The following is a 17,187-nucleotide window of genomic DNA, read 5'->3' on the forward strand; positions in this document are numbered from 1 at the left end:
TTTACAGATAATGTGCTATAATTATCTCTGTTATGGCCACACTTCAAGATTATCGAAATGAACGATTAAGAAAATTAGAGACATTACGCCAATTGGGCGTTGATCCGTATCCAGCAAAGTCGGAGCGGACGCATGGTTGCGGCGAGGTTTTGGCACGGTATGATGAATTGGCGGGTCAAGAAGTGGTGGTCGCAGGGCGTATCGTTTCAATTCGCAGCTTTGGTAAGCTGGCGTTCATCAAACTGCGCGACCAGTCTGGTGAAGTACAGTTATATTTGCAGCGCGATGATGTGGCGGAATTGGACGCTAGCCGCGGCATATTGGGCATGAAACAACTGAAGCTTCTGGATACGGGTGATTTTGTCGAGGCACGCGGGGTGATGACGACGACGCAGACTGGCGAAAAGTCGGTTGGCGTACATGAGCTAAGGCTACTGACCAAATCGCTCAGGCCGATGCCTGAAAAACTAGAGAACAAAGAAGAGCGTTTCCGCCGCCGCTATGTTGATATGAACGTCAATCCAGAGGTGCGCCTGCGGTTTATTCGTCGCAGTAAGTTTTGGCGGGCGACACGTGATTATCTGAACCAGCATGGCTTTACTGAGGTGAATGTACCGGTATTGGAACACACCACCGGCGGCGCTGATGCTAATCCGTTTGTGACGCATATGGACGCGCTGGATAATCAGCAGTTTTACTTGCGTATTTCTCACGAGCTGCCGCTGAAGCGGTTGATTGGTGCTGGGTTTGAGAAGGTGTATGACCTCGGGCCGCGTTTTCGCAATGAGAATTATTCAGACGAGCATTTGCCAGAGCACATCGCCATGGAGTGGTACGCCGCGTATTGGGACTGGCGAGCTGGCATGCGTTTCATGGAAGATATGTATAAATATGTTCTGCAGGAAACGTTTGGTACGCTGCAATTTCAGCTGGGTAAATTTAATATTGATATGAGTGGTGAGTGGGAAGTTTGGGATTATGCTGAAGTTATTCGTAAGCACTATGGGATTGACGTGTACGATACGACGATTGACGAGGTGGCCGCCAAGTTGAAGGAGCATGGTTTAGAGGTTGAAAAGACTGATTCCATTCCGCGTGGTATTGATAAATTATGGAAGAATATTCGTAAAGATGTAGCGGGGCCGGTGTGGTTGGTGAATACGCCGAAGTTTATCAGCCCGCTGTCTAAAACCAACCCTGAAAATCCGCAGACAGTGGAGCGTTTCCAGCCGGTAATCGCTGGGTCGGAATTGGGCAATGGCTTTTCGGAGTTGAATGACCCGATTGACCAGCTGAACCGCTTTGTTGAGCAGCAACAGATGCGCGATGCGGGCGATGACGAGGCGATGATGTTGGACATCGACTATGTGGAGATGTTGGAGTACGGTATGCCGCCAGCTTGCGGTTGGGGTTACTCTGAGCGGGTGTTTTGGATTTTTGAAGGCGTGACGGCGCGCGAAGGTGTGCCATTCCCACAGCTACGTCATGAGATTGATGAGACGACGCGAGCGATCTACCCGCAGGTGAAGTTGTAATTGTAGTGTGATTTTAGTTTGTTATAATTAGAGTATGAAGCGATTTATATTGGGGATACTAATCGCTGGATCTCTGTTGGTTGGATCTGGCCAGGCGGCGTTTGCGGCACAGGCGGACAATTTTACTATCACTAAATTTGACGCAGAGTATTCGCTAGGTCGCGACAGCGAAAATCGTTCAGCCTTGGCGGCAACGTGGCGAATTACTGCTCATTTTCCGCCTAACCAAAACCGCGGCATTGTGCCAATATTTGTGAAGAAGTATGATAATCATCCGACGAACTTTTCGTTGCAGTCGGTGACTGATGGACAGGGTGTGTCGCTGGATCATACATGGAACGGCGACGAGTTACGAATTGGCAAGAAAGACGTTTACGTTCAGGGTGAAAAAACCTACGTCATCAAGTTCACCCAGCGTGATGTGACTAAGCATTATGACAATACGGGGCGTGATGAGTTCTACTGGGACGTCATCGGCAATGAGTGGCGCGTGCCGATGCAAAATGTACGCGTGTCTGTAAAATTTGACGAGTCACTTCAGGCGGCGCGAGCGGGTGAAGCGTTTTGTTATACTGGTGCGCATGGTTCAACTAAGCGGTGTAATATCAGCGGTGATAAGGGCGAAATTGTGACAAATGTGAGCCGCCTGAATCGCCGTGAAGGCATAACGATGGCAGTCGGCTTTACTAGCGGTACATTTACTGGATATCAAGAGACGCTGAGTGAAAAGTTGCTAAAAATTTGGGCAATGGTGCAGACGATAGCAAGTAGTTTGGCGGTTATATTGATGTTGTTATTGGGTTGGCGTTATAAGCGTTTATTTGGCAGACATAATGAGCTTAAGCCAATTCCGCCAGAGTATTTGCCGCCAAAACAGGCGAGTGTGATGATATCAACATATATTTTGAAAAGGTATGATCTCTTTATAGTTAAAGGTTCGGCCAAGGTGGCGCAGTTGTTGGATTTAGCGGTGCGGCATTATATCAAATTGTACGAAGTGAAAAAGGCGTCATTTTTGCGGTCGGCGCAGTATGAAATTGAAATTGTCAAAGATTTGACAGAGCTGAGGCCTGAAGAGTCTGAAGTTATTCGGGACATGTTTGGCGAGTCGATGCCAAAACCAGGTCAGCGGCTAAATCTGAAAAAGCTACAGAATAATTTGTCGTATGCGGCGCGAACAGGTGATGATGATAATAATTTGAAGAGTTTGGCTCGCGGTAAGTATGCTTTGTGTGAGCAAAAACCAGAAAATAAGCGAATTGTACAGAAGTGGGCTTTGTGGGTTTTTGTTATCAGTGTATTGTTGCTGTCACCGATGCTACTGATCGTGGCGGGGATAGTGTTTGCTTTGTCATTTGGCTGGTCGCTGACTGACGAGGGCTTGGTACTCAGGCGGTATTTGGCAGGACTTAAAATGTACATTGGCGTGGCTGAAGCTGAGCGTTTACAGATGCTACAAAGTCCTGAGGGTGCGGAAAAAGTGAAGATTAATACGGCTGATGAGCGGCAATTGGTGAAGTTGTATGAGAGAATCTTGCCATACGCGGTGCTGTTTGGACAGGAAAAAGAGTGGAGTAAGCAGTTGGGAAAGTACTATGAGCAAGTTGGTGAGCAGCCAGATTGGTACAGTGGTCAGGGCGCGTTCAATGCGGCGGCATTTGCGGCTGGGATGAATAGTCTGTCAAGCGTGGCCAGTAGCGCCAGCGACTATTCATCGACCTCTGGTGGTTCGACTGGTGGTGGCTTCGCTGGTGGTGGCGGAGGCGGTGGCGGAGGCGGCGGCTGGTAAGTTATGTCTGATATTTTACTGTGGTTGATGGCCGTTTTACTATTGGCATTATCTGGGATATTTTCGGGCCTGAATATTGGCTTGATGATGGCGCGACCAGACGACTTAAAGCGAAAGGCTGGGCAGGGTGATGAGATTGCTAAGCGAGTCTATCGCTACCGTAAGGATGGCTACTATTTGATATTTTGTATTTTGCTGGGCAATGTCGGTGTAAATACGGCGATGTCAATTTTGCTGGGTAATATGACTAACGGCGTGGTTGGCGGGTTGATTGCCACATTACTGATCACTATGTTTGGCGAGATTTTGCCGCAAGCGATTTTTACGCAGCGCGGTTATCGTTTCGTGCGGTATTTCTTCTGGCTGCTTAATGTAATTTATGTGCTATTTTGGCCACTGGCTCGGCCGATGTCGAAATTGCTAAATCATTGGCTAGGTAAAGAGACGCCTCAGCTTTATTCTCACCAGGAGCTGGAGGAAATTATTCATGAACATGCTGAGCGTTCGGATAGCCCAGTCGATTATGATGAAAGTCGAATCGCGGCGGGAGCGCTGCAGTTTAGTAAAAAGACGGCTGGTGATTTGGTAACGCCGATGAGTGAGGTGTTTACTGTGAATCTGGATGATGAGCTGGACGCGACACTACTAGCGCGAATTAAACATGCTGGGCATTCGCGGATCCCGGTGTGTGATGATGAGCGGCTGGTAGGGATTTTGTATGTCAAAGATGTAGTGGGGCGTGAGCTGCCACTGCCAGTCAGTCAATTGTACCGAGACAAGATTCACGACATCGATGCACGGTCGCGGCTGGATACGGTGCTTAGTCGATTCATCCAAACCCGCAATCACTTGTTTGTGGTAATGGATAATGAAACGGAACTGGGAATTATTACACTGGAAGATGTGATTGAGGAGATTTTGGATCAGGAGATTGAGGATGAATATGACGAGGAGTAGGACGTTCGGATTCTGTTTCGTGGTATACTAAAAGATAATTTTAATAATAAAGGTGGTGGGTAGGGAGATTATATATGTCTAGGATAGGCTATGAAGGAGAGGGTGTTCCTGATCACCTACAAAATAAGACCATTGAAACGATGTTTCCCGACACACTTTACGTGCCGGCTGTCGATTCTTTTACAGACATGAATGAGATATTTTATATTGATAAAAATCAAGCTAGTGGTTTGGGTAGGTTGGTTGTCGATGGTAGGCAGGATCTAAGATTGGTCGAGTCGGACGATTCGTTGGATGAGATGGTTGTATTGATGAAGGTGTGGGTGCAGGACAGTAAAGGGGAATTGCGCGAATATATTATTGCGGATTGCCGATATTGTGATGATCAATTTGACTTGATTGGTGATGATTCGGAAGTTGACTTTACTGACCAGGAAACCGCTTGGGGTGAGATTGACTATATGCAACATCGGGTTACAGTTTCTGCGGTAATTGACAATATAGATAAGGGAAAAATTGGAGTTTGGGGCGATCCAGATCTTTATGATACTGCAATACACATGGCAAGGGTGGTGGACGAAGCGGTTAGTGGTCGCGACCGTGCTGCGATTTCGGAGGTTTCTGGAAAAGAGGATGGTACTAGTCAGCTAAAGTTAAGAACGAGGGATTCGCAGCAGGATTAGTTTGCGATGTGTCAATTAAAATTAGTTTAGGTACTTGACTATTTACAGTACCTTGTATAACATAGTACTATGTATAGCAAAACTATAAGGAGCGTAGTATGAGAAGAATAGATATTATTAAGCGAGCCGGGCGTAACCTTCGCCAGTCGAAAGGTCGTACGATTTTAACGGCACTGGCGATTTCTGTCGGGGCGTTTACCATTGGGCTAGCGATGATGGCGGGTGAGGGCGGTCGATTGTATACCAATAACATAGTTGATTCTGCTGGCGATAAGAAGGTTATTACAGTGTATAAAAAAGCCGTTTCATCATCAGCAGAGGAGGAGGCTTTACCAGAATATAGCGACTCAAAAGATAAAAATAAAAGTAGCGAGGTAAAGGACCGTTCCTCATTGCGTAGTAAGTATTCAATGGGTGATGAGGATCTCGCAAAATTACGCAGTATTTCGCACGTAGAAAAAGTGACACCATCCTACTCTACATCTGGAATCGTGTATGTTAAAAGTTCGGGGAATGGTAAGAAATTTACTCCAGATATAGCAGTTAAGGCGGACCGGACTCGGGCGGAATTGGCAGCTGGCAGCTTGGACGATTTTATATTGAAGTCGGGCGAAGCTATTATTCCAGAGTCTTATGTAGGAAAAATGGGCTTTGCTAGTGCTAAGTCGGCTATCGGCAAGACTATTACGTTGGGCATTCGTGGCGGATCATCGTGGAGTGCTAGTGCTTCTAAAGAGATCTCGTTAAAAATTGTAGCGGTTGATAAACAGTCGGACACAACAATCTTCTATCAGCCAGCCGTGAGGATATCGTCAGACGACGCTAAGGATATTTACGAATATAGTCATTATAAGGGGTTGTCTAACGAATACTCATTGGTGATTGTGTCTGTTGATGACGTAAAGAATATTGACGCCGTAAAGGATGAAATCAGCAAAAGCTATACTGCGTCGTCAATTCAAGATGCTCGCAAGGCGCTTCTGACAATGGTTAATGTAGCTCAGATGGCTTTGATAGGTTTTGGTGGATTGGCGCTGCTTGCTAGTGTGTTTGGCATCATTAATACTATGTATATTTCAGTTCTGGAGCGAACCAGTCAAATCGGTTTGATGAAAGCGTTGGGCACGAGTGGCCGCGATATCGGTAGGTTATTTAGATATGAAGCAGCTTGGGTTGGTTTATTAGGTGGACTAATCGGTGTTGGCTCTGCAAGTTTGATAACGCTGTTTAATCCAGCAATTGCTAGTGCGCTAAAACTGGGGGCGGGCACTAATCTTCTGGTTATTAATCCAATACAAATTATTTTATTGATAGTCAGTCTAATGGTTATGGCGGTGCTGGCTGGTTGGCTACCGAGCCGCAAGGCAACAAAGTTAGACCCAATTGAGGCGTTAAGGACAGAATAGGAGAAATATCATGATTGAACTTAAGAACGTAACGAAAATTTACGGCAAAAAGAAAAATCAATTTGTAGCGTTAAATGATGTCAGTTTGAAAATTCCAACGGGCGTTAGTGTGGCGATTCTTGGTAAATCTGGCTCAGGAAAGTCAACATTGATGCACGCAATTTCTGGACTTGACCGTCCGCAGCAGGGTCGAGTGATTATTGATGGGCAAGATATTTTGCAACTGAAGCAGAAGCAAGTTGATGAATTCCGGGCTAAAAAAATAGGGTTTATTTTCCAGAGCTTTTTCGTTCAAGGTAACGAAAGTGTTGAGGATAATGTTAGTCTGCCGCTAGAAATCGCACAGATGCCACAAAAAATGCGTGAAGCGAAAATCAACGAGGCTCTGATGGCGGTGGACCTGTATGAGAAGCGTAAAAGCCGCGCGAAAGATTTGTCTGGTGGTCAAAAGCAGCGTTTGGCGATTGCCAGGGCGATTGTTGGCGATCCGCAGATTATCTTCGCTGATGAGCCAACGGGTAATCTAGACAGCGAAACCGGTACTAAGATAGAAGAGCTACTGTTTAACTATAACAAACAAAAAGGCGCGACGTTGATAGTGGTGACTCATGATGATGATTTGGCTAAAAAATGCGATTACCAAATCCGTATAAAAGACGGGCAAATTGAAGGTACTAATATTCCACAAGAGGAAAGGTATGAATCCCAGTGATTATGCTGAAAGCCTAACCATTCAGCTGCGTAAAGGTTTTTTGGTGTACTGTGTGCTGCTTTCCTGTGCTAAGCAGGATCAGTATGCTGGTGACATTGTTAGGCGATTAAGTGATTCAGAGTTAATGGTTGTTGAGGGTACAATTTATCCGCTGCTAAACAGACTGCAGAAGTATGGGTATTTACTGCATGAATGGCGGGAAAGTGAGCAGGGGCCGCCCAGAAAATATTACTCACTAACAGATAGCGGGTTTCAGTTAGTTGATGAGTTGAAGCATCGCATAAAAATGTTGAATAGTTCGCTTAAAGATCTTGAGAAAGGTGTGAATTAATGAAAGAGATAACTAGAATTCATCTAGCAAAAACGGCTTTTAGTATAGAAATTGAAGCTAAAAGTTCGCTAGAAAAATATCTTAATTCAATTCAAAAAAATATGCACGCTGAGCCGGAAGCTATGAGAGAAATCGAGGCACGGATGGTTGAGATTTTGGCAGAGCGCGGCGTAATGAAGGAAGGAGTCATTAGTGTTGACGATGTTTTAGCAATTCAAAAGCAAATGGGTGAGTCGCGTGATTTTGCTGATGGTGATGGCCCAGTAGATGATGATCTGGATAGTGATGGTTCAGAGTCAAAGCCAGAAAAGCAACTAATGCGTGATACTGATAATGCTATTATCGGTGGTGTTTGTGCCGGCGTGGCGGCATATTTTAACATCAATCCGCTATGGGTACGGCTAATTGCAATTGTCTCGTCGTTCGCAACTTTTGGTACGGCTGTATTAATTTACGTGGTGATGTGGCTATCGATGCCTCCGGCGAGTACGGCGTCAGATAAATTAAGAATGCGCGGCAAGCCAGTAACTCTGGCGGCTCTTAAAAAAGCAGCCGTTGAGGGTGGCTCAGTAATAGCTAATGAGAGTAGGGATTTGGCCTCTAAAATTCTTCGCTATTCTGCTGGAATTATAATTTTCCTGATGACTCTTGGGGTAGTGATTGGGCTGATTGTAGGTGGCGCAGTTGGACTATCTGTAATTGATCTACTAAGTGGATTAAATGCACAAATATGGGCTTGGGGTCTATGGATTTCACTAGTGATTTGCGGCATTTCAGCGGCGGTTTTGGGTATGATGTTGTCGCGTAGCGTTTTTACTTGGACGATGAGTCGCGTGTCAGCACTCTCGATGATTATTGCTACGGTCGTTATATCTATGGGTATGGCCAGCTCAATCGTATTTGGCATGAAAGCTAGCTCAGAATTTATATATGAGTCTCAGTACCTGACAAAGAGAATGAATGTCGAAATTCCGGATGCAGATAATGTAAAAACAATTTCCATCAACGGCGCAATGGGAAGTGTAAAGCGAACTGACTCTGATAAGCTGAAAATTGAGGCCGAGTATATAGAATTACCAAACATGAAGAAGCCAGATGTCAATGTACGACGCGAGGGCGATCGATTGATAGTGTCTATTGCTGAAAAATGTCCGCGAACGATATTTTTCAGCGGCTGCCAAATGTTCTATACGCCAATTGGACTTAAGATTTATGCGCCTGCTGGCGTAAATGTGGATAGTCCAGCTTATTATGGCGCTGATAATGTAGATCACTCTGACGCTTAAGATAAGAATTAATTTGAATGATTTTACCGCTAATGCTACACTTGAAAGATGAAAGGTAATTTTTAAGCGTGGCTTGGTGGCAAGCGATTATTCTTGGCGTGATTGAAGGAATTACGGAATTCTTGCCGATTTCTTCGACTGGACATTTGACGATTGCTGAGAAGCTTATGGGGATGAAAATCGACGATCCGAGCGTGGTAGCGTTTACGGCGGTGATCCAAATTGGGGCAATTTTGGCAGCAGTAATTTATTTCTGGAGCGATATTTGGCGTATTCTGCAAGTTTGGTGGTGCGGCCTGTGGTGGAAGCGAGCGCGCCGGAAGTTTGATTATAAATATGGCTGGGCAATCATTATCGGCTCGATTCCTATCGCTGTCGTCGGTCTTCTGTTCAAGCACGAAGTTGAAACGGTGCTTCGGAGTTTGTGGTTTGTGGCGATTGGACTGGTCGGCTGGAGTGTGGTAATGTGGCTGGCGGATAATCGGGCGGTAAAAAATAAGCGTAATGAAGCTGAGACCAGCTGGAAAGATACGCTGATCATCGGCGTGGGGCAGTGTCTGTCGTTAATTCCAGGAATCAGCCGTTCTGGTGCAACAATCTCTGTCGGTCTGTTTCGTGGTTTTGACCGCGTATCGGTTACGAAGTTGAGTTTCTTTTTGGGCATCCCAGCTTTAATGGCGGCTGGGTTGCTGGAGGTCGTTACCAAATATAAACACATTTCTGGTGGTGTCGGCTGGACATCAACCATTATTGCTACCGTAGTTTCCTTTGGCGTGGGTTACGTGGCGGTGTCATGGCTACTGAAGTTTATTCAGAGCAATAATTTCCGTCCATTTATAATTTATCGATTTACGATGGGACTGTTTCTATTAATACTGCTTGGTGTCGGGTTTATTTCTCACGTTTAAGAAAAAATTGTTATATAATTAAAGCATGTTAGACATCAAGTTTATTCGAGATAATGTTGATCTTGTGCAAAGGTCGGCGAATGATAAGGGTTATAAGGTCGATATTGCGGCATTGTTGCAGTTGGATGACGAGCGTCGCGATCTGCAAAAACAAGTTGATGCTCTGCGTGAGCGACGTAATGTGATCTCGGCGCAGATGAAAGGCGGCCGTCCAGATCAGGAACTGATTGACCAGGGCAAGCAGCTGAAAATTGAACTGGCAGAGCGTGAAGGTTACTTAAAATCTACTGAGGAAAAAGTAGCCACGATTCTAAAAAACGTGCCAAATGTAACTTTTGATGACGTGCCGCTCGGTGGCGAGGAGGATAGCGTCGAGGTTAAGCGTTGGGGCGAGCAGAAAACTGGCGCCGTTGATCATCTGGATTATGCTGTTAAGCGTGGCTGGGTAGATTTTGAGCGTGGTGCAAAAGTAGCTGGCGCGAAGTTCTATTACCTTAAGGGCGATTTGGCGTTGCTAGAAAATGCTGTGACGCAATTTGCACTGGATTATGTGACAAAGCAGGGCTTTACGTTCATGACCGTGCCGCATATGGTGAATTTGCGCACAGCGGAAGGTGCGGGCTTTGCGCCAAAGGGCGAGGGTAGTAATGAATATGTGGTCGAGGGCGAGGATTTGACGCTGATCGGGACAGCGGAAATGCCGCTGACCGGCTATCACGCTGATGAGATTTTGGACGAGAAAGATTTACCGCTACTATATGCAGGATATAGTCCATGCTATCGCAAGGAAGCGGGAACGTACGGCAAGCATACGCGTGGGTTGTTCCGAGTGCACCAATTTAACAAATTGGAAATGTACGCCTTTTGTTTGCCAGAACAGTCGCGTGATATTCATGAAAAGATTTTGGCGATTGAAGAAGCTTTGTGGCAACAAATTGGCATTTCGTACCACGTAGTGAATATCGCGGCGGGTGACCTGGGTGCGCCGGCTGCCAAAAAATACGACATCGAGTACTGGTCGCCCGTCGATGAGACGTATCGCGAGCTGACCAGCTGTTCGAACTGTACGGATTATCAAGCGCGTGGCTTGAATATTCGCGTGCGACGGGCGGACGGCAACATCGAGTCGGTTCACACCCTGAATGGCACGGCGGTTTCATTGGCGCGGTCATTGGTGGTGATTTTGGAGAATTTCCAAAACGAAGATGGCGGTTTGACGGTGCCAGAGGTATTGCGACCATATATGAATGGCCGTGACGTGATATAATGAAAGACATATTAGTTAGTAGGAGGAAGAATGATTAAAAATATTACTATTACTGGCGTTAAGTACGAGTTAAACGATACGACTAAGAAATATGTTGAGCGAAAAATTGGTGGTTTGGGCAAATATTTACCACGTCATTCCCGTAAAAGCGTGACCGCAGATGTAAAGATTAAGCAAATCGATAATACTGGTGGTAATAAATACGAAGTTGAAGTTATTATTAACGTTCCAGATAAGAAAATTACCGCTAAAGATTCAACCATGAACGTTTTGGCGGCAGTGGATATTGTCGAGGCAAAGTTGAACGGTCAGGTGAGAAAGTATAAGGATGACGTGTTGGCGCACGTTGGTAGTAGCCGCGGAATTTTGGCTAAGTTGAAGAGAGGCTTGGGTAGAAGATAATTATTAGCTGAAGTTGGCATGAAGCGCTCATATTCTGGGCGCTTTTTCTTTTCAAATTGACCTAAAAACGTTATAATAAAAGAAGTTTTTGAAAATGCCTGAAAGTGAGGGAGTTTTAAGTTTTATGGCAATTACACAACAAAAGGCGCTGAGTAAGATTTTTGGCGATCCGCAGAAGAAGATTCTGAAACGACTGCGAAAACAAGTTGACGTTATCAATGGTCTAAATGACAAATATGAAAAAATGTCAGACAAAGAGCTTCGAGAGCAGACGGAGGCGCTGAAAAAGCGTTTGGATAAGAAAAACGTAACCTTGGATACGATTTTGCCGGATGCCTTTGCAGTGGTGCGAGAGGCAGCCAAGCGTGTCATCGGTGAGCGTCCGTATGATGTTCAGCTAATCGGCGGCATGGTCCTTCATGGGGGAAATGTGGCTGAGATGAAGACGGGTGAAGGTAAGACTTTGGTGGCGACATTGCCAACCTATCTGAACGCGCTGGAAGGAAAAGGCGTTCACGTGGTGACCGTCAATGATTATCTGGCGCAGCGCGACGCTGGCTGGATGGGCCAGGTGTATGACTTTTTGGGTCTGACGACTGGTGTGATCATTAACGAAGCGTCATTTGTGTACGATAAGGATTATGACAATGAGCATCATGATGATCCGCGCATGCGTAAGCTCCGCCCGGTTACGCGTAAAGAGGCTTACGCAGCTGACATTACTTATGGCACCAACAACGAGTTTGGTTTTGACTATCTTCGTGACAACATGGTGAACGACGTTGACTTGCTCAGGCAGCGCGAACTGAACTTTGCCATTGTTGACGAGGTGGACTCCATTCTGATCGACGAAGCGCGGACGCCGCTGATCATCTCGGCACCAGCAGCGGAGAACCCAGACAATTACTACACCTTCGCTAAAGTTGCCAGCAAATTAGTGCCAGACGACTATGTTTTGGACGAAAAACGCCGTAGCGTGGCCTTGACCGATGAAGGCGTAGAAAAAGTCCAAAAACTGCTGGGAATAAAAAATTTGTACACGCCGGACCATGTGCGCAGTGTGTATCACATGGACCAGGCGTTGCGAGCACAAACATTGTTCAAGCGCGACAAAGATTATGTGGTAACCAATGATGGCGAAGTGATCATCGTCGATGAACACACCGGTCGTTTGATGCAAGGACGCCGCTACAACGAAGGTTTGCACCAGGCAATTGAAGCCAAAGAAGGCGTGCCAGTGCTGGAAGAAAGCATGACGCTGGCGACTATTTCGTTCCAGAATTATTTCCGTTTGTACAATAAACTTTCCGGTATGACTGGTACGGCGTTCACCGAGGCGGAAGAGTTTCAACAAATTTATTCACTGGACGTTATCCAAATTCCGCCGAACAAGCCAGTGACTCGCGATGACAAAGAAGATCTGATTTTCAAGACCGAAAAAGGCAAGCTGAAGGCAGTGGCTGAAGCCATCAAAGATTATCACAAGCAAGGACGGCCGGTGCTGGTTGGCTCTGGCTCAATTGCTAAGAACGAGCAGATTGCCAAATATTTGGAAAAAGAAGGTATTAAGTTTGAGATTTTGAACGCTAAGAATAATGAGCGTGAGGCGGCCATCATCGAGAAAGCTGGCGAAAAGGGTGCGATTACGCTAGCGACAAACATTGCCGGACGCGGTACCGATATCAAGCTTGGCAAGGGCGTCAAGGAATTGGGTGGCCTGGTGGTGATCGGCTCAGAACGGCACGAATCACGGCGCATCGACAATCAGCTGCGCGGTCGCGGCGGTCGTCAGGGTGATCCAGGTGAGACGCAATTCTATGTGTCGACCGAAGATGACTTGATGCGAATTTTCCAGGGCGAGCGCATCGCAGCGCTGATGGATCGGCTGGGTGTGGATGAAGATACGCCAATTCAAAACCGCGCTGTGTCAAAGACGTTGGAGGCAGCTCAGAAGCGCGTTGAGGGCTACAACTTTGATACGCGCAAAAATGTTGTTCAGTACGACAACGTCATTAACCGTCACCGCCGCGTGGTGTATGTCATGCGCCGCAAGATTTTGGAGGGTGACAATATTAAGCCAGAAATCGAACGTCTGTTGAGAGCGAAAGTCAGTGAATTAACAACGTTGCCAATTAAAAATAATCCAAAGTTTATTGAAGAATTTGTGGCGACTTTCCCGGTTGATGAAGGTAAGCTTTCAAAGATTGGCAAGGAAAAGAAAGATAAGTTGCGCTACGAAAAGGCGTTGAAGCTGGCAGAAGAAGCGTACGCAGCTAAAGAATCTGAGATTAGTGCTGATGATTTGCGTGGTGTTGAGCGTGAGGTTTATATGGCGGTGCTGGATACATTGTGGATGCAACATTTGGAAAACATGCAACATTTGCGTGAAGGAATTCACTGGCGTAGTGTTGGTCAGCGCGATCCGTTGGTTGAATATCGCTCAGAATCTCAGAAGTTATTTGAGAGCTTGCAGGCTAATTTACGCAATGAAGTCTTGGCGACAATATTTAACATCCATAAAGCTGATGCCGTGGTTCGTCAATCACAGGATGATGAGTACGACACAGAACTGACGCGCTTGGCGGAGAATGCTGTCGAGCGTGGCGTTAATGAACTTGGTGCGGGTGAAGAAAATCGTGATGATGACTTTTCGGTGAAAAAGGGGAAGACTAGCGCAGAATCTAATCGTGCTAAAAACCAAGCACGCAAGAAGAAAAAAGCGCAGCGTCAAAACCGCAAAAAGAATCGTAAATAGTCAGAAAGTTAGGCGATGAAACATACAGTTGAAGAAGTTAGGCTGAAAAATGGTGCGCGTGGTCTGCTGATTGATGTCCCAGACGCTACAGTGATGAGTTTTCAGGTGCAATTTAGGGCGGGCAATCGTTACGTCCTAGATAAAAATATCTATGAAACAGCGCATATTATGGAGCATATGGCGTTTGGCGCTAATGAAAAATTCCGTTCAGAGCATAATTATGAGCAAGAATTCACTAAAAATGGCGCCTATCACAATGCTTATACGTCAGATTATTCGATGGTTTACGAGGCAATCTGCGCTGATTTTGAGTGGGACCGGATATTGGAACTCCAGCGGTTAGCAATTACAACGCCGCGCTTCAATACTGATGAGCTGGAGGCAGAAAAGGGCAATGTTCGTTCTGAATTAACGGGCTATCTTAATAATCATAACCGTGTGATGTGGCCACGCATCCAGCAGGCACTGGGTGAGGATATATTGACCTATAATCAGCGATTAAAGACGATTGCTAATATTGAGCTTAAAGATATAAAAAATCACCATAAGCGTACGCACACTTTGAAGAACATGCGGTTTGTGGTGGCTGGAAAATTGACAGGGCGAAAGTCTGCTATTAAGGAGCATTTGGAGGGGTGGCAATTGGAGACTGGTGAGAGGTTTGCGATTCCGCATGATGAGCCTCGTAGGGCAAATCCGGTTCTGATTCGACGCAAAGAAGCAACAAATCTGACATTTGGCTGGTCAATGGTCGTGCCGCATGAATTAACAGATGAAGAGGCTGACGCTATGAGTGCCTTAAATCATATACTTACTGGCACGATGAGTTCAAGAATTTTTGGTTCGGCGCGTAAAAAAGGCTTAGCTTACAGTATATTTAGTGATACTTCAGTCGGTTTTTATGATTCGGCTTGGGATTTTGGTGGGCAAGTGAATATTGATACGGCCGAAAAGCTATTTGATGTCATTGTCAGAGAGTTAAAGAAAGTGCTATCTGGCTCTATTTCTGCTGAAGATTTAGAAAGTGTTAAATCATACTCGCTGGGCCGTTATCAGATGGGCGCTCAGACAGTTGGCCAGATTAGTAATTTTTACGTAGGCCGGTATTTTGCCGATGATTTTGTTAGGGATTATGACGGGGTGCCAGCTTCGATTTTGGCAGTCACTTCAGAGCAGATGATTGAAACGGCTCGTCAATTCTTTGCGTCAAATACATGGACGCTGGCAGCGGTCAGTTCAGAAGAAAAAGAGTTGCTGACGAAGCTACACGATAAACTAAGTAAGCTTTTCTGAGCCTATTTTGTAGGTTGACCGTGATATAATTATGTTATGAAAATTGTCATCGCTGGCTATGGAGTCGAAGGTCAATCTAATCTGCGTTATTTCCAGAAAAAGTTTCCGAGTGCCAGTTTTTTAGTGACTGACGAGCGAGAGTCCGTCGATAATTTACCAGATGGCGTTTCTTTTCAAGCGGGGTTTGCTGGTTTGGCCGACGCGTATTTAATCATAAGATCTCCCAGTATTTCTCCAGAAAAAATAAAAAACAGCGGTCAAATTTGGTCGGCGACGAATGAGTTTTTTGCAGAATGTCCAGCCGTCATTATCGGCGTAACTGGGACGAAAGGTAAGGGGACGACGTGCAGTCTGGCCGCTAGTATTTTGCGGGCGGCTGGAAAAACGGTACATTTGGTGGGGAATATCGGCGTGCCAGCGTTGGATATTTTGCCAGAGATTGAGGAAAATGACATCGTCGTTTATGAACTGTCGAGTTTTCAGCTGTGGGATCTGGAAAAGTCGCCACATGTGGCTGTGGTGCTGATGATCGAGCCAGATCATTTGAATGTTCACGCTGATTTTGATGACTATTTGGCGGCGAAGTCGAATATTGCCAGATTCCAGACCTCAGATGACTATTTAATTTATAACTCTAAAAATGAGTTTAGCTCATCAATTGCTAGTGTTAGTTCGTCACAGAAAAAAGAATATCCGTTTGCTCTTTCGAGTGATATAATTTCGGCAATCCGTCTGCCAGGAAAGCATAATATTGATAATGCCTGTGCCGCAATTTTGGCAGCACGTGCGATTGTTCCTAGTCTTTCTGATGATAACATAAAAGCTGGGCTGAGCAATTTTACGGGTTTGCCGCATCGCTTAAAGTTTGTCGCCGAGAAAAATGGCGTGAAATATTATGACGACAGCATTTCGACTACGCCTGGTAGTGCCGTTGCTGCGTTAAGAGCCTTCGCTGAGCCAAAGGTTTTGATTTTGGGCGGATCTGATAAGGGAGCGGATTATAGAGAATTGGCGAGTGAAATTGCCGCTCAGCAAATGCGAGCAGTGATTATTAACGGTGAAAATGCTAGTGAAATCGCCAAGTCTTTAAATGAGGAAAAAGTCTCTTGCCGAGTTGTATGCTTAAAAATGGCAATGATGTCAGAGGTGGTTGAGGCAGCAAAAAGTCAAGCCCAGTCTGGCGATATGGTAATCCTCAGCCCAGCCGCCGCCAGTTTTGATATGTTTAAGAGTTATAATGACCGCGGCGAGCAGTTCGTAGCGGCTGTAGAAAAGCTTTAACTTTGGTAAACTTCTGGTTTTAACACGCCAATGTATGGCAAGTTTCGGTATTGCTGGCGAAAATCCAGACCATAGCCGACAACAAACTTATTTGGCGTGTCAATACCGACGTAATCTGCCTGTGCCTCAACTTCACGCCGCTCAGGCTTGTCTAGTAATGAACATATTTTTATCGAGGCGGCATTCTTGGCGGCGAACAATTTCCTCAACGCTTGGGCGGTTCGACCACTATCAATGATATCTTCGACTATCAGCACGTGCCGATCAGTAACGTCAGTGTCTAGATCCTTAATAATCTTCACTGTACCAGAAGATTCTGTGTCATCACCGTAACTGGAAACTGCCATAAAATCAATTTCCATGTAGCAATCCATCGCTCGTATCAGGTCAATCATAAACGGTGCCGCACCGCGTAAAATCCCTACAACGACTGGGTTTTTATCCTGGTAATCCTCGGTTAATTTTTGCCCAAGTTTTTGAACGGCTGTTTTAATGTCTTCGCTGGTAAATAAAATCTTTTCAATGTCGTTATCCATTCTCATATTCTAGCAGAGAAGTCGCTTCTGAAAAATGGTACAATAG

Annotated in this window: 15 protein-coding genes; 14 read left to right on the top strand and 1 reads right to left on the bottom strand. The window is 45.6% G+C overall.

Annotated elements, in window-relative coordinates; all coding sequences use genetic code 11:
- Positions 1-32: 32 nt before the first annotated feature.
- The 14 genes from TM7x_RS00935 (at position 33) to murD (ending at position 16,605) form a co-directional block, all read left to right on the top strand.
- Positions 33-1,535, top strand: coding sequence for a lysine--tRNA ligase (locus TM7x_RS00935; protein ID WP_052198784.1), 1,503 nt, complete (start codon positions 33-35; stop codon positions 1,533-1,535).
- Between the two features lie 34 nt (positions 1,536-1,569).
- Positions 1,570-3,324, top strand: a complete 1,755-nt coding sequence (locus TM7x_RS00940; RefSeq protein WP_039327014.1) for a DUF2207 domain-containing protein — start codon at positions 1,570-1,572, stop codon at positions 3,322-3,324.
- A gap of 3 nt (positions 3,325-3,327) precedes the next feature.
- Positions 3,328-4,281 carry a CNNM domain-containing protein gene (locus TM7x_RS00945; RefSeq protein WP_082001323.1) on the top strand — a complete coding sequence of 318 codons (954 nt, stop codon included), beginning with the start codon at positions 3,328-3,330 and terminating at the stop codon, positions 4,279-4,281.
- A 74-nt stretch (positions 4,282-4,355) separates the two neighbouring features.
- On the top strand, positions 4,356-4,964 hold the full coding sequence (locus tag TM7x_RS00950) for a hypothetical protein (RefSeq protein ID WP_039327019.1): 609 nt from the start codon (positions 4,356-4,358) through the stop codon (positions 4,962-4,964).
- 98 nt (positions 4,965-5,062) lie between these two features.
- Entirely contained in the window at positions 5,063-6,370 is a 1,308-nt protein-coding gene (locus tag TM7x_RS00955; RefSeq protein WP_039327021.1) for an ABC transporter permease, read from the top strand.
- Positions 6,371-6,380: 10 nt separating this feature from the next.
- Positions 6,381-7,082, top strand: a complete 702-nt coding sequence (locus tag TM7x_RS00960; protein ID WP_039327022.1) for an ABC transporter ATP-binding protein — start codon at positions 6,381-6,383, stop codon at positions 7,080-7,082.
- The gene (locus TM7x_RS00965; RefSeq protein WP_039327023.1) at positions 7,069-7,413 is read left to right on the top strand and encodes a PadR family transcriptional regulator; all 345 of its coding nucleotides are present in this window, start codon (positions 7,069-7,071) and stop codon (positions 7,411-7,413) included. The genes TM7x_RS00960 and TM7x_RS00965 overlap by 14 nt, the downstream gene beginning before the upstream one ends.
- Positions 7,413-8,699 carry a PspC domain-containing protein gene (locus TM7x_RS00970; RefSeq protein WP_039327024.1) on the top strand — a complete coding sequence of 429 codons (1,287 nt, stop codon included), beginning with the start codon at positions 7,413-7,415 and terminating at the stop codon, positions 8,697-8,699. The genes TM7x_RS00965 and TM7x_RS00970 overlap by 1 nt, the downstream gene beginning before the upstream one ends.
- A gap of 68 nt (positions 8,700-8,767) precedes the next feature.
- On the top strand, positions 8,768-9,607 hold the full coding sequence (locus TM7x_RS00975) for an undecaprenyl-diphosphate phosphatase (RefSeq protein WP_039327027.1): 840 nt from the start codon (positions 8,768-8,770) through the stop codon (positions 9,605-9,607).
- Positions 9,608-9,632: 25 nt separating this feature from the next.
- Positions 9,633-10,874 carry a serine--tRNA ligase gene (serS, locus tag TM7x_RS00980; protein WP_039327029.1) on the top strand — a complete coding sequence of 414 codons (1,242 nt, stop codon included), beginning with the start codon at positions 9,633-9,635 and terminating at the stop codon, positions 10,872-10,874.
- Positions 10,875-10,904: 30 nt separating this feature from the next.
- Positions 10,905-11,276: a ribosome hibernation-promoting factor, HPF/YfiA family gene (gene hpf, locus TM7x_RS00985; protein WP_052198785.1), complete on the top strand. Its 372-nt coding sequence runs from the start codon at positions 10,905-10,907 to the stop codon at positions 11,274-11,276.
- Between the two features lie 124 nt (positions 11,277-11,400).
- Complete coding sequence (gene secA, locus TM7x_RS00990) at positions 11,401-14,031, top strand: preprotein translocase subunit SecA (RefSeq protein ID WP_039327993.1); 2,631 nt, start codon at positions 11,401-11,403, stop codon at positions 14,029-14,031.
- Positions 14,032-14,046: 15 nt separating this feature from the next.
- Positions 14,047-15,324, top strand: a complete 1,278-nt coding sequence (locus TM7x_RS00995) for a M16 family metallopeptidase (RefSeq protein WP_039327034.1) — start codon at positions 14,047-14,049, stop codon at positions 15,322-15,324.
- 36 nt (positions 15,325-15,360) lie between these two features.
- The gene (gene murD, locus TM7x_RS01000; RefSeq protein WP_039327036.1) at positions 15,361-16,605 is read left to right on the top strand and encodes a UDP-N-acetylmuramoyl-L-alanine--D-glutamate ligase; all 1,245 of its coding nucleotides are present in this window, start codon (positions 15,361-15,363) and stop codon (positions 16,603-16,605) included.
- Here murD and hpt read toward each other — a convergent pair.
- Entirely contained in the window at positions 16,602-17,141 is a 540-nt protein-coding gene (gene hpt, locus TM7x_RS01005; protein WP_039327039.1) for a hypoxanthine phosphoribosyltransferase, read from the bottom strand. The genes murD and hpt overlap by 4 nt on opposite strands.
- Between the last annotated feature and the right edge of the window lie 46 nt (positions 17,142-17,187).

The organism is Candidatus Nanosynbacter lyticus, assembly GCF_000803625.1.
GTDB lineage: Bacteria > Patescibacteriota > Saccharimonadia > Saccharimonadales > Saccharimonadaceae > Nanosynbacter > Nanosynbacter lyticus.